This window comes from Lacibacter sp. H375 (genome assembly GCF_037892425.1).
Classification (GTDB): domain Bacteria; phylum Bacteroidota; class Bacteroidia; order Chitinophagales; family Chitinophagaceae; genus Lacibacter.
Genome location: NZ_JBBKTT010000001.1, coordinates 304,501 through 325,030 on the forward strand (window position 1 = coordinate 304,501; position 20,530 = coordinate 325,030).

At 40.4% G+C, this 20,530-nt stretch carries 20 protein-coding genes and 1 tRNA gene; 15 read left to right on the forward strand and 6 right to left on the reverse strand.

Annotated elements, in window-relative coordinates:
- Positions 1-293: 293 nt before the first annotated feature.
- Positions 294-2,717, forward strand: coding sequence for a phenylalanine--tRNA ligase subunit beta (gene pheT / locus WG954_RS01310; protein ID WP_340432844.1), 2,424 nt, complete (start codon positions 294-296; stop codon positions 2,715-2,717).
- 65 nt (positions 2,718-2,782) lie between these two features.
- Positions 2,783-3,028 carry a hypothetical protein gene (locus WG954_RS01315; RefSeq protein WP_340432846.1) on the forward strand — a complete coding sequence of 82 codons (246 nt, stop codon included), beginning with the start codon at positions 2,783-2,785 and terminating at the stop codon, positions 3,026-3,028.
- 2 nt (positions 3,029-3,030) lie between these two features.
- Here the strand turns inward: WG954_RS01315 and WG954_RS01320 are convergent, their stop codons facing one another.
- The gene (locus WG954_RS01320; protein ID WP_340432848.1) at positions 3,031-3,282 is read right to left on the reverse strand and encodes a hypothetical protein; all 252 of its coding nucleotides are present in this window, start codon (positions 3,280-3,282) and stop codon (positions 3,031-3,033) included.
- 119 nt (positions 3,283-3,401) lie between these two features.
- Here WG954_RS01320 and WG954_RS01325 point away from each other — a divergent pair, with 119 nt between their 5' ends.
- From WG954_RS01325 to WG954_RS01355, 7 genes are all read left to right on the forward strand, one after another.
- Entirely contained in the window at positions 3,402-3,707 is a 306-nt protein-coding gene (locus tag WG954_RS01325) for a cell division protein ZapA (RefSeq protein ID WP_340432850.1), read from the forward strand.
- A 195-nt stretch (positions 3,708-3,902) separates the two neighbouring features.
- The gene (rny, locus tag WG954_RS01330; RefSeq protein ID WP_340432851.1) at positions 3,903-5,468 is read left to right on the forward strand and encodes a ribonuclease Y; all 1,566 of its coding nucleotides are present in this window, start codon (positions 3,903-3,905) and stop codon (positions 5,466-5,468) included.
- Between the two features lie 124 nt (positions 5,469-5,592).
- Positions 5,593-5,946 carry a 50S ribosomal protein L19 gene (gene rplS / locus WG954_RS01335; protein WP_182802058.1) on the forward strand — a complete coding sequence of 118 codons (354 nt, stop codon included), beginning with the start codon at positions 5,593-5,595 and terminating at the stop codon, positions 5,944-5,946.
- 173 nt (positions 5,947-6,119) lie between these two features.
- The gene (locus tag WG954_RS01340) at positions 6,120-6,245 is read left to right on the forward strand and encodes a hypothetical protein (protein WP_255460217.1); all 126 of its coding nucleotides are present in this window, start codon (positions 6,120-6,122) and stop codon (positions 6,243-6,245) included.
- Between the two features lie 114 nt (positions 6,246-6,359).
- Complete coding sequence (locus WG954_RS01345; protein WP_324231970.1) at positions 6,360-6,575, forward strand: Sec-independent protein translocase subunit TatA/TatB; 216 nt, start codon at positions 6,360-6,362, stop codon at positions 6,573-6,575.
- Positions 6,576-6,628: 53 nt separating this feature from the next.
- Positions 6,629-8,074 (forward strand): Asp-tRNA(Asn)/Glu-tRNA(Gln) amidotransferase subunit GatA, encoded by a 1,446-nt coding sequence (gene gatA / locus WG954_RS01350; protein WP_340432856.1) that lies wholly within the window; start codon positions 6,629-6,631, stop codon positions 8,072-8,074.
- Between the two features lie 52 nt (positions 8,075-8,126).
- The gene (locus WG954_RS01355; RefSeq protein ID WP_340432858.1) at positions 8,127-9,173 is read left to right on the forward strand and encodes a lytic transglycosylase domain-containing protein; all 1,047 of its coding nucleotides are present in this window, start codon (positions 8,127-8,129) and stop codon (positions 9,171-9,173) included.
- 349 nt (positions 9,174-9,522) lie between these two features.
- On the opposite strand, the gene WG954_RS01360 is transcribed toward WG954_RS01355, so the two are convergent.
- From WG954_RS01360 to WG954_RS01380, 5 genes are all read right to left on the reverse strand, one after another.
- The gene (locus WG954_RS01360; RefSeq protein ID WP_340432860.1) at positions 9,523-10,104 is read right to left on the reverse strand and encodes an SMI1/KNR4 family protein; all 582 of its coding nucleotides are present in this window, start codon (positions 10,102-10,104) and stop codon (positions 9,523-9,525) included.
- A 46-nt stretch (positions 10,105-10,150) separates the two neighbouring features.
- Positions 10,151-11,437, reverse strand: coding sequence for an anthranilate synthase component I family protein (locus tag WG954_RS01365; protein WP_340432862.1), 1,287 nt, complete (start codon positions 11,435-11,437; stop codon positions 10,151-10,153).
- A gap of 8 nt (positions 11,438-11,445) precedes the next feature.
- Positions 11,446-11,877, reverse strand: coding sequence for a hypothetical protein (locus tag WG954_RS01370; RefSeq protein WP_340432865.1), 432 nt, complete (start codon positions 11,875-11,877; stop codon positions 11,446-11,448).
- A gap of 87 nt (positions 11,878-11,964) precedes the next feature.
- Complete coding sequence (locus WG954_RS01375) at positions 11,965-13,227, reverse strand: adenylosuccinate synthase (protein WP_340432867.1); 1,263 nt, start codon at positions 13,225-13,227, stop codon at positions 11,965-11,967.
- Between the two features lie 88 nt (positions 13,228-13,315).
- Entirely contained in the window at positions 13,316-15,475 is a 2,160-nt protein-coding gene (locus tag WG954_RS01380; RefSeq protein ID WP_340432870.1) for a RelA/SpoT family protein, read from the reverse strand.
- 171 nt (positions 15,476-15,646) lie between these two features.
- Here WG954_RS01380 and WG954_RS01385 point away from each other — a divergent pair.
- The 6 genes from WG954_RS01385 to WG954_RS01410 all read left to right on the forward strand — a co-directional run bounded on the left by WG954_RS01385 (position 15,647) and on the right by WG954_RS01410 (position 20,490).
- A tRNA-Leu gene (locus tag WG954_RS01385) sits at positions 15,647-15,731 on the forward strand.
- A 47-nt stretch (positions 15,732-15,778) separates the two neighbouring features.
- Positions 15,779-17,152 (forward strand): trigger factor, encoded by a 1,374-nt coding sequence (gene tig / locus WG954_RS01390; protein ID WP_340432872.1) that lies wholly within the window; start codon positions 15,779-15,781, stop codon positions 17,150-17,152.
- 313 nt (positions 17,153-17,465) lie between these two features.
- Positions 17,466-18,164, forward strand: a complete 699-nt coding sequence (locus WG954_RS01395) for a ClpP family protease (RefSeq protein WP_340432875.1) — start codon at positions 17,466-17,468, stop codon at positions 18,162-18,164.
- A 21-nt stretch (positions 18,165-18,185) separates the two neighbouring features.
- A complete protein-coding gene (locus WG954_RS01400; RefSeq protein ID WP_340432878.1) occupies positions 18,186-18,818 on the forward strand; it encodes a ClpP family protease in 633 nt (210 codons plus the stop codon).
- Positions 18,819-18,973: 155 nt separating this feature from the next.
- Entirely contained in the window at positions 18,974-20,191 is a 1,218-nt protein-coding gene (clpX, locus tag WG954_RS01405) for an ATP-dependent Clp protease ATP-binding subunit ClpX (protein ID WP_340432881.1), read from the forward strand.
- A 125-nt stretch (positions 20,192-20,316) separates the two neighbouring features.
- The gene (locus WG954_RS01410) at positions 20,317-20,490 is read left to right on the forward strand and encodes a hypothetical protein (protein WP_182802073.1); all 174 of its coding nucleotides are present in this window, start codon (positions 20,317-20,319) and stop codon (positions 20,488-20,490) included.
- Positions 20,491-20,530: the final 40 nt, after the last annotated feature.

The window sequence follows — 20,530 nt, forward strand, 5'->3', positions numbered from 1 at the left end:
CTGATGCGGATTACAATATGGATTTTTACGGTTTTTTCTACTCTTTTGCTACCTGAAAACCTTTACCCGCTTGCGTTCGGTACAATTCCGGAACATTAAAAACCGATGGCAACGCCAATCTGCACTTGCGCCTTACTGTTATCTTTTTTTGTTATTGATTTGAGTGAATCATCATTGCTGAAAGATTGTTGTGATTCTGATTTTATAATGCTTGATTTCGGCAAAAACTCGTTTACTCCTCAAGCCGTCAATCAATTATCTTTGCAGCTTTCTGAATAAAAGTTGATTAAAGTATGACGATCAGTTATAAATGGCTCCATGAATATTTACCGGTAGCAGTAGAACCCGAGCGCTTGAGCCGCATTCTTACTTCCATTGGTTTAGAAGTGGAGAGCATGGAAGCTTATGAAGAAGTAAAAGGTGGCTTGAGAGGCCTGGTTATTGGTGAAGTACTCACTTGCGTAAAACATCCTGATGCAGATAAATTATCACTTACCACAGTAAATGTTGGTGCTGCTGAACCATTACAAATCGTTTGTGGAGCACCGAATGTAGCGGTAGGTCAAAAAGTAGTGGTAGCAACAGTTGGTACAACCATATATCCCGTTAATGGCGAACCAATGACCATGAAAAAAGCAAAGATCCGTGGTGTTGAAAGCCAGGGAATGATCTGTGCAGAAGATGAAATTGGTTTAGGCACAAGTCATGCCGGTATCCTGATCTTAAAAGCAGACTCAAGAGTTGGCATGGATGCAGCTGATTACTTTCAACTATACACTGATTGGATTATTGAGATCGGCTTAACACCCAACCACATGGATGCAATGAGCCATATGGGTGTGGCGAGAGATGTGATCGCTTATCTCAACTTTCACGATAAGAAACATTACACACTTAAATCACCATTCAGCAACGGATTTAAAGTTGACAATAAATCACTTCCAATTACTGTAAAGGTTGAGAATAAAGATGCCTGTCAACGATATGCCGGTGTGAGCATCAGCAATGTAACGGTGAAGGAAAGTCCAACCTGGTTGAAACAACGGTTGAAAGCAATTGGTGTTCGCCCTATTAATAACATTGTTGATATCACAAACTACATTTTACATGAAACCGGTCAGCCACTGCATGCTTTTGATGCAGATGCGATTACTGGTAAAGAAGTGATTGTAAAGAATCTTCCGGAGGGAACTTCGTTTCTTACACTTGATGAAAAAGAGCGTAAGCTGAGTGTTGAAGACTTGATGATCTGCAATACAGAAGAGCCCATGTGTATTGCAGGTGTGTTCGGTGGAACAAAAAGTGGTGTTAAAGAAAGTACGAAGAATATCTTTTTGGAAAGTGCATGGTTCAACCCGATTACAACACGTAAAACATCGTTCCGTCATAACCTGCGTACCGATGCTGCCACACGTTTTGAAAAAGGTGTTGACATCAGCAATGCAGTGAATGTATTAAAGCGTGCTGCTTTATTGATCAAAGAATTGGGTGGTGGTGAAATTGCAAGTGATGTGGTGGATGTTTATCCAACACCAAAACAAAAAACGCAGATTGCTCTCAAGTTTCATTATTTGAAAAAAATCAGCGGGAAGAATTATCACCCCGATACGGTAAAGAAAATATTTGAATCACTCAATTTTGAATTGATCAAAGAATCGATTGATGAAATTTGGGTGGCTGCTCCTTTCAGCAAACCTGATATGGAACTCCCGGCCGATCTCGCTGAAGAGGTAATGCGTATTGATGGTTTGGATAATGTGGAAATACCAACCAGCATCACCATTTCGCCATCAACGGAAGCTGATCAAACAAGTTTTGCTTACAAAGAAAAGATCAGCAATATTCTTGCAGGCCAGGGTTTCAATGAGATCTTTACGAACTCTATTGCCAACAGTGCATGGTATAGCGAAGAAGTATTGAGCACAACGGTAAAGATGTTGAACAACCTGAGTGCTGAATTGAATGTGATGCGTCCTTCAATGCTGGAAACAGGATTGCAATGTGTTTCATTTAATCTCAATCGCAGGAATAATAATCTACGCCTGTTTGAATTTGGAAAAACTTATACCACTTCAGATGTAGGTAAATATTTCGAGACAGATCATTTAGCCATCTATACAACAGGAAGCACGGAAGCATCATGGAAACAAAAAGCTTCAGCAACTGATGTTTATTTTCTGAAATCGGTGGTTAACAGCATTTTGCTGCAGGCAGGTTTAACAGCTGAAACAGAAATTGCAGAAGCTGAAAAAGGTTTCAGTGGTTTGATCAATTACAAAGTAAAAAAACAAGTAATTGCAAAAATTGGCATTGTTGATGCAGCTCAATTAAAACAGTTCGACATTAAACAACCGGTTTACTTTGCTGATATTAACTGGAACATTCTAACCCAGCTTGCTGGCAAAGCAAAGCTGGAGTATAAAGAAATCCCTCGTTTCCCGGCAGTTGAACGTGATTTGGCGATCGTTATTCCGAAAAGCACCAGTTATGCTGAAGTGGAAAAAACGATCAACAATGCAAGAGTGGCTCGATTGAAAGGCGTTTCATTGTTTGATGTATTTGAAAGTGAAAAGATAGGTGCTGATAAAAAATCGATGGCACTCAATTTCATTTTCCAGGACGATGAGAAGACATTGGTGGATAAAGAAACAGAGAAGATGATGGATACACTTATCCAGGCATTGGAAAAACAATTGTCGGCCGAGATCAGAAAATAATATCTTTCAGCAAACAATTCATTGTGACAGCTATTGATCAACATATTCAATCTCTCCAGCAGAAAATGCAGCTGCTCATTAAAAAGCATCAGCAACTGGAAAAAGAGAATAAAAAGCTGAAAGATGAATTGAATGGGTTAAAAGATAAGCAGTTCGATAAGAAACAGGAAGTAGAGGTGTTGGAAATGCAGAACGCTATTCTCAAAGCATCACAACAACAGTTGGACGACAAAGAGAAGAAAGAGCTTGAAAAGAAACTCAGTCTTTTTATTAAAGAAATCGATCGTTGTATTGCTTTGCTAACCGAATAGAATCAAACACGTTTAACAATCTGCATTTTCATTTCATCCTCGCCCTGCTTTATTTCAATGCTGTAAACGCCGTAAGGTAAATCATGCAATCCACTCCAGGTGAGTGAACGGGGAGCAGATACATCCGATTCTAAACGACGGCATACAAATCCGCTCGCATCTTTCAACACGGCTCTTACGGCATTCTTATCAGGCGAAGAAAGTTCTAACGTAAGTGTATCAATGAACACTTGTGGTTTCACTTTTGCGAACATGTTTAGAGGTTGGTTTAGAGATAATAAAAACGGGAGGTATTTTCTCAGCCGGCAACGGATGGATAAGGGGACTTTTTTTACGAATGTCTAATATATAACAAGCTTTTTATATTTTTAGTATGATGGAATCTTTAATTCCGATAAATATCGTTATTGGCGATCGCAGTTACAGAATCAAGGTAAGCCCCGAACATGAGGAGCATGTACGCAAAACTGTAAAGATCATCAATGAGAAAGTCCTCGAATATCGTACCAGTTTTGCCGGTAAGGATATGCAGGATTATATTTCTATGGTGCTGATCTGGTACGCAACAGATATTACCTCAACAAATACAAAAGGCGCAAGTACTACAGATGAATCGGCTGCTGCCGACGCATTAAAGAAGCTGGAACTTCAGATCGATCAACTATTACAACAAGGGTAACCGTCAGTTCAAAAACAACAGGTCACTCTTTTTGAAAAGCTACATGTACATGTTAAAGCCTTGATTCTGTTAGCGCCTTCAAGGTTTCCTACTTCTTTTTTCTGTATTTTCGCCACTATTGTCCCGCTATGAACTTGTACAACGCCATAGAAAGGAACGATTTGCAGAAAACAAACAACAAACCAGTCAACAACAATGGAACCAGCAATTTTATATGTCATTATAGGTGTGGTCGCACTAATAATAGGTGTGGTTACAGGCAAGATCATCTTCGCAAAAAACACCCGTAAACAATTAGAGGAAGCAGATTTACAGGCTCAATCAATTATTAAAGAAGCAGGACTGAGAGCAGAAACCATCCGCAAGGAAAAGGAACTGGAAGCGAAAGAGAAATTCGTTCAACTCAAATCTGAATATGATCGTGAAGTAACGGAACGGAACCGCAAGATCAATGAAAGTGAGAATCGTGCCCGCCAGAAAGAGCAATCGATTAATCAGAAAGAAGCCAATCTCGATAAACAGATAAAGGAGAACGAGGCGATTAAGGAAAACCTCAACCGCCAGATCGAAGTGGTAAACCTGAAACGTACTGAACTGGAGAAACACCAGGAAGAGCATATCCGCAGATTGGAGAAAATTGCGGGATTAAGCGCTGAAGAAGCCAAGAATCAATTGATCGAAAGCCTGAAACAGGAAGCACAAACCCGTGCTTTGGTGCTTCAACAGGAAATTATTGAAGATGCGAAATTGAAGGCAAATAAGGAAGCCCGTAAGATCGTGATCCAGTCAATTCAGCGTACTGCAGCTGAACAAACAATTGAAAATACAGTAACTGTTTTCAACCTTGAAAGCGATGAAATAAAAGGCCAGATCATTGGTCGGGAAGGTCGTAATATCCGTGCAATTGAAGCAGCTACCGGAGTTGATCTGATCGTTGATGATACACCCGAAGCTATTCTTCTTTCTTCATTCGATCCGCTTCGTCGTGAAGTTGCCCGATTGAGTTTGCAGCGTTTGGTTGCCGATGGCCGTATTCACCCAGCCCGTATTGAAGAAGTGGTGGAAAAAACCCGCAAGCAACTAGAAGAACAGGTAATGGAAATTGGTGAACGTACCGTTATTGAATTAGGTATCCACGGTATGCACAAAGAATTGATCAGGATGGTAGGCCGTATGCGCTTCCGTTCCTCTTATGGTCAAAACCTGTTGATGCACAGCCGTGAAACAGCCAATCTTTGTTCTATCATGGCAGCGGAATTAGGTATGAATCCTAAGTTGGCTAAACGTGCCGGTCTCTTGCACGATATTGGTAAAGTGCCCGATGAAGAAACTGAATTGAGCCATGCATTGCTTGGTGCAAAGCTTGCTGAAAAATATGGTGAGAACCCGGCGGTAGTTAATGCCATTGGTGCCCACCACGATGAAATGGAAATGCAGTATGTGATCTCTCCTATTGTACAGGCTTGTGATGCCATCAGTGGTGCAAGGCCAGGTGCCCGTCGTGAGATCATGCAGCAATACCTCCAGCGTATCAAGGATCTTGAGAACCTGGCAATGGGTTATCCTGGTGTTGAGAAAGCATACGCTATCCAGGCTGGTCGTGAGTTGAGGGTAATTGTGGAAGCAGAAAAAGTGACCGATGCTGAATCAGACAAATTGAGCTTTGAAATGGCACAGAAGATACAAACAGAAATGGTGTATCCGGGTCAGATCAAAGTGACTGTTATTCGTGAAAAAAGAGCTGTAAACGTAGCCAGATAGTTAGAGAGTAATTGGGAATTAGGGATTTGGAAAGAGTGAATCAACTTTTTTTCCAAATTCCTGCCAACAAATTGCCAATTCCTCCAAAAACCCCCTACCTTTGCCGTCCTAAAAATTAAGAGTTATGAACGCCGCTGTTGCATTTGTACATGAGCAATTGACTGCTAAGAAAGAACAACCAAAGTTCAAAGCAGGTGATAACGTTACTGTGAATTATAAGATCGTTGAGGGTGGTAAAGAACGTATCCAGGGTTTCCGTGGAGATGTGATTAAACGCCAGGGACAGGGCGCAACTGCAACATTTACAGTGCGTAAGATCTCTGATGGTGTTGGTGTTGAGCGTACATTCCCGGTTAATTCACCAAACGTTGATTCAATTGAACTCAACAAAGTAGGTAAAGTAAGCCGTGCAAAACTCTTCTATCTCCGTGAAAGAAGCGGTAAAAGTGCCCGTATTAAGGAAAAGCGCATGAGATAATCGGCGTTTTGAACATATTTTAACAAAGGGGGAAAGAAAACTTTCCCCCTTTATGCTTTAAATAACCGGATTTCATTCTTATATTTAAACCCCGAATCGTACAGATTCTCTTAATCCCATACCTTTTGAAGTAATCGTTACTCTATTTATTAACTAAATAAGTCGTCTCGATCATGAAAAAGGTATTAGTAGCCCTCGCTGTAATTACAATGTTTTTAATGTCTTGTAACCGTGGTATCACTCCATACCAGGCTGCAAATGGCAAAGCAGGTAAATGCGGCAGGAATTTTATCCGTTAATCCCCGTTGAAATTAAACGCATTGAAACCTTCCCTTACTGGAAGGTTTTTTATTTTTCTTTTCAAGGCGGCGTTACAAATAACTGTAACTTTGTGTTCCTTTAAAATTTATATCATGAATTTTCAACCCATACTTCTCGGCGTTCTCGGTACCCAGGAAATTATCATTATTGCCATTATCATTTTATTGTTGTTCGGTGGTCGTAAGATCCCTGAGCTGATGAAAGGTTTGGGTAAGGGTATCCGTGAATTTAACGATGCCAAGAACACTGTTCGTAAAGAAATCGAGGAGAGCTCTACTCCTACTGATGCAAATCAGAACAAACAGTAATTTCTTTAACGCTCATTTTCGTTCTCACTTCAATTTTCTGAAGAGATTCTTCATTGTATCCTTTTGCAACCATAAAAGCATACCAGCAACGTTTGTTTGATGGAACAACCTCCTGTAAACAGGCGGTTGAATTCTATTTAACACAAACAAACAAGTATGAACATCTTAATGCGTTGCTGCACATTTTTCCGGAAGAAGCATTGCAAAGGGCAACTGAATTAGATGAGCAACGTGCTGCAGGTAAAACACCGGGCAAACTTCATGGTGTTGTCATTACTGTTAAAGATGTAATTGCCTGGGAGCAGCATCCTTTATCTGCTTCTTCAAGCGTTCTTAAGAACTTTCATTCCATTTATCATTCAACAGCCGTTCAAAAGCTGTTGGCAGAAGATGCAATCATCATCGGCATAAATAACTGTGATGAATTTGCCATGGGCAGCAGCAATGAAAATTCTGCCTTCGGTCCTGTAAAAAATATGCTGGATGAAACAAGGGTTCCCGGCGGATCATCAGGTGGTTCAGCAGTTGCTGTGCAGGCCAACCTTTGCATGGTGAGTTTAGGAAGTGATACAGGCGGTTCCGTTCGTCAGCCTGCGGATTTCTGTGGCATTGTTGGTGTGAAGCCAACGTATGGACGTGTAAGCCGGCATGGATTGATTGCTTACGGTTCCAGCTTCGACCAGATCGGTGTACTTTCTCATTCTGTTGAAGATGCTTCGCTTGTACTTTCGGTCATTGCAGGAGGAGATGATTTCGACAGTACTGTTTCTACAATTCCTGTTCCTGATTATACGTCAGCCATTGCTGAAAAAAAATCAACCAAACCTGTACTCGGTTATTTCAAACAAACGCTGCAACATGCAGGTTTAGATGAAGAGATCAGAACAACGCATACAAACTTCATTAATCAATTGAAAGCTGATGGCTATGAAGTGAAAGAACTGGATTTCGACCTGATCGATTACATCGTTCCAACATACTACGTTCTTACCACAGCTGAAGCCAGCAGCAACCTCTCCCGTTTTGATGGGGTGCGTTATGGCTACCAGGCAACACCTGTAAAAGAAGAATTAACAGAATTTTACTCGGCCAACCGCTCCGAGGGTTTTGGTAAAGAAGTACAACGCCGCATTATGCTCGGCACATTCGTATTGAGTGCCGGTTATTACGATGCTTATTATACCAAGGCGCAGCAGGTACGTCGTAAATTATATGAACAAACAAAACTGGTTTTCAGTGATATAGATGTGTTGCTGATGCCTGTTTCACCCTCTACTGCGTTTAAGATCGGGGAAAAAAGCAATAACCCCATCGAGATGTATTTAGCTGATATCTATACCGTATTTGCCAACCTCGTAGGTATTCCCGGCGTTTCGATTCCTTTGTTTCAGCACAGCAATGGTTTACCGTTCGGACTTCAATTGATGACAAAGCATTTCGATGAAGTATCTTTGCTCGGCCTTGCTGATGTGCTGTTAAAAAACTACAAGGCATCGTAAGGTTTTGCCGATGCATAAAATTATTCTTTCTCTCCTATTCATCTCTTGTTCCGTGTTGTCATTTGCACAGAAGGATTCTGTTGTTAATGGGCTTGCAACCGATACAACGGTCGAAAACAAGCAAGGCGATGTATCAAAATACGGATTCCAGGCGCTTTTTGTAAATAAAGAATTTAATTCTTCTACATCTTACGATGCACAGATCCATCCGCAGGCATGGGGGTTTATACAGGATTACCTTGATCGTTATGGAAAGAACCTGCAGAAAATGAAAGGTTGGGGCATGCCCTATTTTACCTTGATCGATAATGTGCTTACACAATATGGTTTGCCACATGAATTAAAGTATCTCGCCGTGATTGAAAGCGGATTGAACACCAATGCCACAAGTTGGGTTGGTGCCCGTGGCCCCTGGCAGTTTATGCCTTACACTGCTAAAGAATATGGACTGAATGTGAATGGCTGGATCGATGAACGCACTGATTATTTCCGCAGCACACATGCAGCAGCAAAATATCTCACCTCACTTTATAATGATCTTGATGATTGGTTGTTGGTGATTGCTGCTTATAACGGCGGGCCCGGACGTGTTTATAGTGCGATCAAGAAAAGTGGAAGTCGTGATTTCTGGAAGTTGCAATATTATCTCCCGACAGAAAGTCGTATGCATGTAAAGAAATTTATTGCCACGCATTATATCATGGAAGGCAAAGGCGGCATCACAACGATGGTGAATGATGGCAAGCAACCTGCAACAATTGAATTTGCACCGGAAAAAACAGATCCCAATATTGCTGTGGAGCCGATCGTTGGTAAATTCAGTTCGGTGGTGATGGCGAAAAATCTTATGATTGATCTTATATACTTCAATCAACTGAATCCAAATTTTGATGCGGTGCTTGCAGGCAATACTATTTTCAATCTTCGTTTGCCGAAAGATAAAATGCAGGCGTTTAATGCCAACCGTTATGCCATTCTCAATGAAAGCGTACAATTGCTGATGCGTTTTTACGGTGAAGATGGCATGAAAGATATGTATCCCAAAGTATCTGATCTGCCGGAGGTGAAGAAGAAACCGGTACCCAAGAAAAAAGGTTGAAACGTTTCTGATTATTTTATTGTACACTTCAAATAAGCATCTGCACACTGAAATTACGGCACTGCAACATGCATTTAAGACAGCGTAACTTCCGATTTTTTTATTGTACACTTCAATTAAGCATCTGTACCTGTTCATTAAGTTACTGCACAATGCTATTAAGGCACTGTAACATGTAATTAAGACAGTGTAACCATAATTAATTTACTGTAACGATCGATTTATGCGGTGTAACTCCTGTTTAAGTTGTTGAAGTACATGGAAAAATGTTTTATGTGGTTGGTCGGGAGACACAACCACGGCGTGTTTTTTTTCGATTCAACCAAAATGAGCAAAGAACTCGCCTTTGTCAATTTATTTTCCAATACTCTGAGTTTGGGTTGAGTGCTGAACTTATTAATTTTTCCTTTTCAACATCAAACTCAATACCTCCTGTATTTGAAAAGTAATACGCTTTCTCCTTGTAGCACTGGTAAATTGTATTAACAAATGTGTTTAGTGAATCATACATTGTTATGATAATATCAAAATCAATATTGCCTATTGAATGATGATATATCATACCATAGTTTACTGAAGATTTTTTACAGTCAATCAAATAAAATTCACCGCCTCCACTTGCGAATAATGGGAACATTCCTTCATCCCACTTAGGCAGATTGTTAACCCCTTCTTTGTAATAGGTAAGAGCTTGTTCAATTGGTAGAAAAACTCCAAAATTGTATAACCACAATTTATTTAGACTAATATCCTCTGTAATCTTTGTACCGTTCCGCCATCTATAAAGGAGTTTTACCTCGTTGGGTAGTTGTTCCAGAATACTGTCTTCAGCAAATAATTCAGTTCCTTCTTGTAAATAGTTTAAAATCGGAGCCTTAATTTCATCTAAGTAATTCTCCAATTGCAAAAGTAATTCTTCAAAATTTTTCATTTGTTGTTTTGGTCTATTATTGATACCGAACAATGTACAACCCAACTCAACCCAACACCTTCCTTATCGCATCAGCCTTCAACAAACATTCTTCATATTCTTTCTCTGCATCACTGTAAAACGTAATGCCGCTGCCCACCATATAAGAAAGATAATTTGTTGCAGCATTATAAAAAATACTCCTGATCACTACATTAAAATCAAAATCGCCATTGGGAGCAATATAACCAACAGCACCGGAGAATAATCCTCTTCTTGATTGTTCGTTTTGCTCTGTTAACTGCATTACTTTTCGTTTGGGTGCACCCGTCATACTGCCCATGGGGAAAGTTGCACGGAGAATATCCGTGAAGTTTAAAGCATCATTCACTTCACCGCTGATGGTGGAGATCATCTGATATAATTGCGGGAACGAATAAATACCAAACAATTCATCAACCTGCACCGTTCCTTCTTTGCAAACCCGACTGAGATCATTGCGAACCAAATCAACCACCATTACATTTTCACTCTGGTCTTTCTTGCTGTTACGTAATTGTTCTTTCAATTCTTCATCTGTAACAACATCTGCTGTGTTGCGCTTCAATGTTCCTTTGATGGGTTGTGAAATAAGTGTTGCTCCCTGCCTGCGTAAAAAACGTTCAGGGCTCGCACAGAGTAAGTAACTGTTCTCTGCTTTATAAAAAGCAGAGAAAGGATTGGGTGAAATGCTTGTAAGTGCGGCATAACTCTGCAATGGATCAATGATGGCATCTTCAGCAAAAAATTCCATGCAGTAATTCAACTCATAACAATCGCCACGAAGGATGTGCTTTCGAATGGTTTCAATTGTTTCAATGTACTTTTCTTTTGAAACACGCTCACTGATCTGCAATTCATTTACTGCAACAGTTGAATTTGTTTCCACAGCACCGATTTCACTCCATACAGTTTCGTGATCATCTGTTAATGACCCTATGCGTAACTCCTGTTCATTGAGTTGAAAAACATATTGCGGAACAAAGAATAACAGATCAGCAAAGCCAATCTTATCACTATGTGTTGAAGGAAGTTGTTCTGTTTCTTCTTTGAGATTATAAGCTAAATGTCCAAAGCACCAATTGCCTTGTTGAAGATCGAGCCATTGCTGCAATTCTGTTAATGCAGTGCCCGCATTCGTACTTACTGATGATGCAACACCACAACCAATCAGGCATTCATAACTATGACCAGGTAAACGGTAATGATGGTTATCCAAAAAAGAACAAATGTTGAACCGGTTACACCAGCTCAACATTTGACGTTTGGTTACAGAAAAATCTGTTATTAAGAAAGACCGGAAGTTATGCTTCACAAATTGAGTTAAAAATCATCATCGTCGTCATCAAAATCATCTGCGCCGCCACCCATCATATCAAACTCTTTAAAGTCGTCATCCACTTTAAAGTCATCCTCTTCTTCAGCGCCTTTCTTCTTGCCTGCAGCTTTGCCTTTTGATTTTGGAATATCAAACTCTTCAAAGTCGGGATCGTAATCATCATCTTCTTCGCCTTTGTTCCAATCATCATCTTCTTCATCCACTTCGTCTTCATCGTCATCATCATCTTTACCTTTCGATTTTGATGCAGATGCTTTTGCGCCTTTTTTCACAACGGGTTCATCATCCTCAAATTCTAAATCATCATCTTCGTCTTCATCATCTTCATGATTCTTTTTTGGCTTGGTATCAGCCTTCTTTGTATTCTCCGGTTTTGGAGTAGATGAGTCTCCTGTTTTCTTTATTGACTTTGCCATTTGTAACAACGATTATGCTGTAAAATTTCAACGGGTTTTTGAATTAGCCAAACTTTTTTTTAAAATTATTTTTGTAAGGCGTTTGTATTATAAAGTTACGATCTGATCTCTTCCCGGTCCGTTGGAAACGTACTTCACTTCCACACCAAGGTACTCATTAATAAATGCAAGATAAGTATTCATTTGTTCAGGAAAATCAGCTGCAACTCTGCAGTCAGCAGCGGGTTTACTCCAGCCTTTGAATGCTTTGTAAACCGGATCAATTTTTACCTTACTGATCTCAAAAGGAATTTCCTGTGTTTCTTTTCCATTTACATTATAAGATGTGCACACCTGGAGTTCCGCAAAACTATCAAGCACGTCTGATTTGGTCATTACAATTTGTGTAATGCCATTGATCATACAGGCAAATTTAAGCGCCACGAGGTCGATCCATCCGCAACGGCGTGGACGACCGGTTGTTGCACCAAACTCGTTACCGATCTTACGTAGCTCATCGCCCGTAGCATCAAACAACTCAGTTGGAAAAGGTCCGCTACCTACTCTTGTGCAATATGCTTTGGTAATACCAATCACTTCCCTGATCTTATTTGGAGCCACACCAAGTCCTGTACTTACACCAGCCGAAATAGTGTTTGAAGAAGTTACAAACGGAAAGGTTCCGAAATCAACATCGAGCATACTACCCTGTGCACCTTCGGCCAATACTTTTTTGCCTTCGGCTATTTTTGCATTGATGAAATATTCACCGTTTACAATATTTAACGTTTTCAGGAATTCAACCGCTTCAAAGAATTCGGCTTCCCATGCACTGATATCTTCTGTGAAATTGTAATTATCGAGTAACTGCTGATGCTTTGCCTTCAGTTTGTTGTACAGTTTATTAAATTCAGGATCGAGGAGATCACCAACACGCAATGCATTACGTCCTGTTTTATCCATATAAGCCGGGCCAATACCTTTTAAGGTTGATCCGATCTTCTCATCGCCTTTTGCCAGTTCAGCCGCCTTATCTAAAGCTCTGTGAGTTGGGATGATGATGTTGGTGCGTTGTGCAATGAAAAGATTCTCTTTTACATTCACACCCATCGATGCTACTTTTTCACACTCTCTTTTTAATGTTACCGGGTCGAGCACCACACCGTTTCCAATGAGGTTAATGATGCCTTTATGAAAAATACCGCTGGGGATTTGATGAAGCACTACTTTTTCACCATTCACATACAGTGTGTGTCCTGCGTTTGGACCACCCTGGAAACGGGCAATCACATCATAATTAGGTGCAAAAAAATCAACGATCTTTCCTTTTCCTTCGTCGCCCCATTGGAGGCCCAGAATTACATCAACCATAAAATAATTTGAGTGGATAATTTGAAGCCGCAAAAATAAGTGAAACACAAGGGGAAGAAGAAATAAAAATGCAGTTGGGGAAAGAAAATTATTGCTCGGTATCGTAACGCTCAACTTTCTGAATGCCCGTTAGTTTATGCAGCCGTGAGACAAGTTCGTCGAGTTCATCTTTATCGTGTACAAATATTTTGATGTTGCCTTGAAACACACCTTCTTTTGCTTCGATAGTAATGGCGCTGATGTTAAGACGCATTTCACCACTGATAAGATTGGTGATCTTGCTCACCACGCCCACATCATCAACCCCAATGATCTTGATACCGGTGAGGAAAGAGATTTCTTTGTTCTTTGCCCATTTTGTTTTAACCACACGGTGACCAAAATTTGCAAGCAATCTTGATGCGTTGGGACAAGTGGTGCGGTGTATGATCAAGCCTTTACCTGTTGATACAAACCCGAACACGTCATCACCCGGAATGGGTTTGCAACAATTGGCTAATGTATAAACGATCCTGTCGCTGCTTTCGCCAAAAATGATGAGTTCAGAATCTTTGTGTGATCCTGTACGGTTAGGATCATATTCCGGCTTGGGTTCCATGACGGGCTTCACCGGTTTCGGGAGTTCCAGTTTATCGCCATGAATATGCAGCTCTTTTATTTCCTTGAGATCAATGGCCTTGGTAGCAATTTTATAAAAGAGTTCAAGTTGTGAAGGCAGTTTATAAAACAATGTGAGCGTTTCTACATTGTTCACATCAAAACTGGCACCCATTTGTTCCAGTTTGCGTTGCAGCACATACTTTCCTTCATCGGCCACTTTACGTTTTTCTTCTTTCAGGGCATCTTTGATCTTGCTTTTTGCTTTTGCCGTTACAACAAAGTTCAACCAGTCTTCACTGGGTTTTTGTTTGCTGCTGGTGATGATCTCGATCTGGTCGCCACTACGCAATTTATGCGCAATAGGTACCAGCTTATGATTCACTTTTGCACCAATACATCGGCTGCCCACATCACTATGCACACTAAATGCAAAGTCTAAAGCAGTTGCACCAACAGGAAGCATTTTTACATCACCCTTTGGTGTGTACACATAAATTTCTTCTGCAAGAAAAGAACTTTTAAAATCCTGCAGAAAATCAAGTGAACTGCTATCCTGGTTACTTAATGCTTCACGAATATTATGGAACCATTTATCAAACCTGTCTTCATCGCCACTACCCTCTTTGTATTTCCAGTGAGCAGCCAAACCTTTCTCCGCAATTTCATTCATACGCTTGGTACGTATCTGCACTTCCACCCATTTACCTTGTGGCCCCATTACTGTTGTATGCAAGGCCTCATAACCATTGCTTTTGGGATTACTCAACCAGTCACGTAAACGTTCTGGTGATGGTGTGTACATATCTGTAACAATGGAATAAGCTTTCCAGCAATCTTCTTTCTCCCGTTCACTTGGTGAATCGATGATGATACGAATAGCAAACAAATCATACACTTCTTCAAAACTCACGCCCTTCTTTTTGATCTTGTTGGAAATGGAGTGGATGGATTTTGGCCGGCCATATAATTCATAATTTGTAAATCCGGCACGCTCTAATTTTTCCTTGATGGGTTTTACAAACTCGTTGATATACCTGCTGCGTTCCCGTTTTGTTTCTGACAATTTGCGGGCAATTTCTTTGTACACATCCGGCTCCAGGTATTTCATGGAAAGATCTTCCATCTCCGTTTTGATATTATACAAACCAAGACGATGAGCTAATGGTGCATACACATAAACCGTTTCGCTGGAGATTTTTAATTGCTTCTCACGCTTCATACTATCCAGCGTACGCATATTGTGCAAGCGATCGGCCAGTTTAATCAGGATCACTCTCGGGTCATCCGTAAGCGTAAGTAATATTTTCTTGAAATTCTCTGCCTGCTGTGTTGAGTTGGCATCAACCACCGTTGATATCTTGGTAAGTCCATCAATGATGCGTGCAATTTCATTTCCAAATTCACGGGCCACGTCTTCGAGTGTAACATCGGTATCTTCCACGGTATCATGCAACAAAGCACAAATCGTTGATCGCACCCCAAGTCCGATCTCTTCCACACAAATTTGGGCTACAGCCAACGGATGTAATATATAAGGCTCCCCGCTTTTCCTGCGCATGGTCTTGTGGGCATCAGCCGCCATCTCAAAGGCAGTACGCACCAGTTCCTTATCGCCTTTTTTGAGTTTAGTCTTGAGCGAACGTAACAAACTACGGTAGTGACGAAGGATTTCCTTTTTCTCCTGATCGGGGGTAAGGGTATAGGCCGGTATAGTTGAAATTGTTTCCAGTAAATGCGAATTTACGAAAAAGCCGTTTGCGAAAGCGTATGAATAACTGAAACCCCCTACCTTTGCAGCCCGTTTTTAAACAAAGTTCTTCCGGATGTGGTGAAATTGGTAGACACGTCAGACTTAGGATCTGATGCCGTAAGGTGTGGGGGTTCGAGTCCCTCCATCCGGACCAAAAAAAGCTGACAGCTTATCGCTGTCAGCTAAAAGCTAAAAATCAATATGGCAACAGTAACAAGAGAAAACATTGGTTTGTTAACCGACAAACTCACTGTTAAAATCACCAAAGAAGATTATTTTCCTGCATTTGAAAAAACGCTTAAAACGTACAGCAAACAGGCGAATATCCCAGGTTTCCGCAAGGGCATGGTGCCTGCAGGAATGGTGAAGAAGATGTACGGTCCCGGCATTTTTACTGAAGAAGTGATCCGTAATATCGAAAAAGGGTTGAACGATTACCTGGTGAATGAGAAGCTGGACATTTTTGCTCAGCCTCTCCCGCTCAGCAATCTCGATTTCAAACCAAATATGGAACAACCTGCCGATTACAGCTTTGATTTTGAAATTGGTTTGAAACCTCCGTTTGAACTCAACCTCAGCAGCGTAAAAGCTCCTTACTACAAAGTGAAGGCAACGCCTGAAATGGTGAATGAAGAAATTGAGCGTCTGCAAACTCGTTTCGGCAAAATGACCGAGCCTGAAACTGTAAACAGCGACGACAATGTGCTCAATCTTACTTTCGAAGAAAGTGATGCAGCCGGTAATTTGGTTGAAGGCGGCATTAAAAAAGATAATTCTTTACTGGTTAAATATTTCACGCCTGCTTACCGCACACAACTGCAAGGCAAAAAGAAAGATGATACCATCGTTATCACGTTACAGGATGCGTTTGAAGAAAAAGAACGCAATTGGGTGATAAGCGATCTTGGTTTGAAAGATGCTGCTGAAGCAGAAGGAAAAAATTTCAAACTCACCATTACAAAAGTTGGTTTTATTGAAAAGCGTGAGCTCAATGAAGAATTCTTTAAAGAAGCTTTACCTGGTAAAGACATTACTACTGAAGCTGATTTCCGTGCAGCTATTGAAGCCGATATCCAAACCTATTGGGATCGCCAGAGCAGCAACCAGCTCCAGCACCATCTCTACCATGTATTATTAGATGATACCAAAATGGAATTACCAGAAAGCTTCCTGAAAAAATGGTTAGCTACTTCCGGTGAAAATCCAAAATCACCTCAGCAGGTTGAAGAAGAATATCCAACATTCAACAATCAATTACGTTGGACGTTGATCACCGATAAAGTGATCACTGAAAATAAATTAGAAGTTACACAGGAAGAATTAAAAGAAAGCATGCGCCAGCAGGTATTAGGTTACTTTGGCAGCATGAACCTGGGCGATGGCAACCTCGAATGGTTAGATCAATACGTTGATGGTTTATTGAAAGATGAGCAGCAGGTTGACCAAACATACCGTCGCCTTGTAACTGAAAAAGTATTTGTTTGGGCTGAAGGCCAGGTGCAGAAAGAAGAAAAAGAAGTAAGTGCTGAAGAGTTTGCAAAAATGAATGAAGAGCACCAGCACCACCACCATTAAGATTTCTGATTTGCGATTTTAGATTTCAGATTAATACAAAACCCCGATGCAGCAATTCATCGGGGTTTCTTTTGCATTAGTCGTTGGCATCAATGTAATTGAACTGATTAATCGTCAACCAATCTGCAATCGCCCTTCTGAAATTTGCAATAAACTCAGCCAATATAACCGACCTGCAACAACTTTCCACTTCCCACTTTCCACTTTCCACTTGTCTTCTGCCTTAATGTCCTGATTTTCTGCCTCGCATGGTATTTGAAAATAGATTATTCCAAACGATTTCCCTTAACTTCAAACCGGAAAAAAAACGATTATGGATTTGAATAAAGAATTTGAAAAATACGCCGTGAAACATCGTGGTATCTCCGGCGCCACATTGCATAATTATCAATCAGCATTAAATAACCCAACCAATCTTACGCCATACATTATTGAAGAGCGTCCGTTGAACGTAGCCAGCATGGATGTGTTCTCACGCCTCATGATGGATCGTATCATTTTTTTGGGTGAGCCGATCAATGATTATGTAGCCAACATTGTAACTGCACAGATGTTGTTCCTTGAAAGTACTGATCGCACACGTGATATACAGATGTACATCAACAGTCCGGGCGGAAGTATTTATGCTGGTCTTGGCATTTATGATACCATGCAATACATCACACCTGATGTAAGCACTATTACCATTGGTATTGCTGCCAGTATGGGTGCCGTGTTAATGTGCGCAGGTACAAAAGGAAAACGTACAGCATTAAAACATTCACGCATCATGTTACACCAGCCTTATGGTGGTGCAGGTGGCCAGGCTACAGACATCCAGATCATGGTGAATGAAGTAAAGAAACTCAAAGAAGAACTCTATGAGATCATTGCTTATCACAGCGGTCAAACAATTGAAAAAGTAAAAGAAGACAGCGACCGTGACTTCTGGATGAAAGCCAGCGAAGCAAAAGAGTATGGATTGGTGGATGAAGTGTTAGTAATGAACCCCCGTAAATCAAAAGAAAGCTAAACCTCAAAAATCAAGTAAACGATGTATCAGCATAATTTAAAATTTCCCGTTCGTTTCGAAGACGAAGAAGATGATGAACCAAAAGAAAATCCGTTAGAGAATTTTACTGCTGCGGCCTTTGGTCCTTACAATAAAAAATTCTTAGAGCAACGTAAGATATTTTTCTGGGGCGTTGTGCACGATAATTCTGCAAAAGAGATCGTCAACAAATTATTATATCTCGATGCAGTAAAACCTGGCGAAGAAATTAAACTGTATATCAACAGCCCCGGTGGTGTGGTAACAAGTGGTATGGTGATTTATGATACCATGAAGTTGATCAGCTCACCTGTAAGTACAATTTGTATGGGCATGGCTGCTTCTATGGGTTCTATCCTGTTAAGCGGTGGCACAAAAGGTAAGCGTTATATTTTCCCAAGTGGTGAAGTAATGATTCACCAACCAAGCATTGGTGGTGCACAAGGTACCAGTGCAGATCTTGAGATCATTGCCAACCAAATTGCAAAGACAAAGGAGATGGGGGCTAAAATACTGGCAGAAAACTGTGGCAAAACCATTGAACAGGTTTTGAAAGATTTTGACCGTGATTACTGGATGGATGCCAACGAAGCAGTGCAATATGGCATTGTAGACGGTATTCTGGATAAACTCTAAATCAGCCGTTATATCAGCAAAAGGGATGGAATCTTGTAGTATTCCATCCCTTTTTCATCATAATACTAGCGTAATTAAAAAGCATTATTATCTTTGAGTTGGTTTTGTATAATCAAACCAACCTGAAAAATCCATTTCAAATGGCGAAAAACAACATGTTGCACTGTTCCTTTTGTGGCAGAAGCAGAGACGAAGTAAAGATCTTGATAGCAGGACAGGAAGGACATATTTGCGAAAACTGTGTAGAACACGCTCAGGAAATCATTGCCCAGGAATTATTATTGCGCAATGAAGCAACTACCTCCAACTTTAAACTGAATGTAAAAAAACCGGTTGAGATCAAACGGTTTTTAGATGAATACATTATTGGTCAGGATGAAGCTAAAAAAGTTTTAGCTGTTGCTGTTTATAATCACTACAAACGTTTAAAGCAAAAAGCAGAAAGCGAAATTGAAATTGAAAAGAGCAATATTGTAATGGTGGGAGAAACCGGTACCGGTAAAACCTTACTTGCCAAAACCATTGCACGATTACTTAATGTTCCATTTGCTATTGTTGATGCAACCGTATTTACTGAAGCCGGTTATGTAGGTGAAGATGTGGAAAGCATTCTCACACGCTTGTTACAGGTTTGTAACTACGATGTAGCTGCTGCTGAAAAAGGTATTGTATATATTGATGAGATCGATAAAATTGCACGCAAAGGTGATAATCCTTCTATTACACGTGATGTTAGTGGCGAAGGTGTTCAGCAAGGTATGTTGAAGTTGCTCGAAGGAACTGAAGTATTGGTTCCACCACAAGGCGGCCGTAAACATCCTGAACAAAAACTCATCAAGATCAACACACAAAACATTCTCTTTATTTGCGGTGGTGCATTTGATGGCATTGATAAAGTGATTGCACGCCGTGTAAACACTAATGCTATTGGATTCAATGTAAACAAAGAAGAACAAGAGCATATGAAAAAGAACCTGCTGCAGTATGTAAATGCACAGGATCTGAAAAGTTTTGGTTTGATCCCTGAGTTACTCGGTCGTTTGCCAATCGTTACTTATCTCAATCCATTAGATGTAGAAACACTCCGTGAGATCCTGGTTACGCCTAAGAATGCGCTCATTAAACAATATCATAAGTTATTTGAACTGGAAGGAATTGAACTTATCATTGATAATGATGTATATGATTTCATGGTGAGCAAAGCAATGGAATACAAACTTGGTGCAAGAGGTTTACGCAGTATCTGTGAAAGCATCTTGACCGATGCCATGTTTGATCTTCCCGGCAGCGATGAAAAACAATTCCATCTTACTCTCGACTATGCAATGCATAAGTTTGATAAGAGCAAACTTGGACTGCTGAAAGTAGCATAACAAGTACGAGGTAAGAAATACGAACAACGTGAACTCTTTTGAAACCTGTTGATTTTTTTCAACAGGTTTTTATTTTACTTGAATCAACACTTTTAACTTATAACTTTCCACTTTAAACTGAGATTATGCAAGACCTCATCAACCGTTTAATGGCCGAAGGGTTAACTGAACAACAAGCGTACAAATCTATTGAAGTGATCAAAAATTTTGCGAAAGAGAAGTTTCCCATCTTCGGCGGTGCAATTGATAAATTATTTGACAAGTACGGACCAAAAGATGAAGATGATTTCCTGGATTAAATAACAAAGCCGCCCCTTACGGAACGGCTTGCTTTCTCTC

Coding starts and splice junctions, on each gene's coding strand:
- pheT (WP_340432844.1), top strand. CDS start 294: ATGACGATCAGTTATAAATGGCTCCATGAATATTTACCGGTAGCAGTA.
- WG954_RS01315 (WP_340432846.1), top strand. CDS start 2,783: ATGCAGCTGCTCATTAAAAAGCATCAGCAACTGGAAAAAGAGAATAAA.
- WG954_RS01320 (WP_340432848.1), bottom strand. CDS start 3,282: ATGTTCGCAAAAGTGAAACCACAAGTGTTCATTGATACACTTACGTTA.
- WG954_RS01325 (WP_340432850.1), top strand. CDS start 3,402: ATGATGGAATCTTTAATTCCGATAAATATCGTTATTGGCGATCGCAGT.
- rny (WP_340432851.1), top strand. CDS start 3,903: ATGGAACCAGCAATTTTATATGTCATTATAGGTGTGGTCGCACTAATA.
- rplS (WP_182802058.1), top strand. CDS start 5,593: ATGAACGCCGCTGTTGCATTTGTACATGAGCAATTGACTGCTAAGAAA.
- WG954_RS01340 (WP_255460217.1), top strand. CDS start 6,120: ATGAAAAAGGTATTAGTAGCCCTCGCTGTAATTACAATGTTTTTAATG.
- WG954_RS01345 (WP_324231970.1), top strand. CDS start 6,360: ATGAATTTTCAACCCATACTTCTCGGCGTTCTCGGTACCCAGGAAATT.
- WG954_RS01360 (WP_340432860.1), bottom strand. CDS start 10,104: ATGAAAAATTTTGAAGAATTACTTTTGCAATTGGAGAATTACTTAGAT.
- WG954_RS01370 (WP_340432865.1), bottom strand. CDS start 11,877: ATGGCAAAGTCAATAAAGAAAACAGGAGACTCATCTACTCCAAAACCG.
- WG954_RS01375 (WP_340432867.1), bottom strand. CDS start 13,227: ATGGTTGATGTAATTCTGGGCCTCCAATGGGGCGACGAAGGAAAAGGA.
- tig (WP_340432872.1), top strand. CDS start 15,779: ATGGCAACAGTAACAAGAGAAAACATTGGTTTGTTAACCGACAAACTC.
- WG954_RS01395 (WP_340432875.1), top strand. CDS start 17,466: ATGGATTTGAATAAAGAATTTGAAAAATACGCCGTGAAACATCGTGGT.
- WG954_RS01400 (WP_340432878.1), top strand. CDS start 18,186: ATGTATCAGCATAATTTAAAATTTCCCGTTCGTTTCGAAGACGAAGAA.
- clpX (WP_340432881.1), top strand. CDS start 18,974: ATGTTGCACTGTTCCTTTTGTGGCAGAAGCAGAGACGAAGTAAAGATC.
- WG954_RS01410 (WP_182802073.1), top strand. CDS start 20,317: ATGCAAGACCTCATCAACCGTTTAATGGCCGAAGGGTTAACTGAACAA.